This is a genomic window from Bacillus cereus group sp. N6, assembly GCF_016483705.1.
GTDB lineage: Bacteria > Bacillota > Bacilli > Bacillales > Bacillaceae_G > Bacillus_A > Bacillus_A wiedmannii.
Genome location: NZ_JAEHBI010000249.1, coordinates 1 through 329 on the forward strand (window position 1 = coordinate 1; position 329 = coordinate 329).

Below are 329 nucleotides of genomic sequence, written 5' to 3' on the forward strand. Positions count from 1 at the left end.
TGTTTTGATAGAAAAAAGAAGAAATAACCCAATCAAATTTATATTTGATTGGGTTATTTCTGTTGAAATTGTTTTGCCTTTTGTTGATGTCTTTTTGCTTTTTTGTGGTCGCCAAGCTGTTCATAACAATGTGCCAATTGTTGATGGGGAATCCATGTGTAAAAAGCTGATTGATTCAGCATCCAGGCATAACGAGAAGAGGGTTCTTTTCGTTGTAAATCTTCATGAACAATCCCTTCCCATTGAAATCCCGCTTCACGTTTTACTAAGCGAATGCGCTGTGTTTGTTCGATTCCCACCTTTGTTTGGATGTTATATTTCATACTAAC

1 pseudogene is annotated in these 329 nt (G+C 36.2%); it reads right to left on the minus strand.

Annotated features, from left to right (window positions below):
* Positions 1-53: 53 nt before the first annotated feature.
* Positions 54-329, minus strand: a pseudogene (locus JDS99_RS31175) (hypothetical protein); the annotation flags it as partial.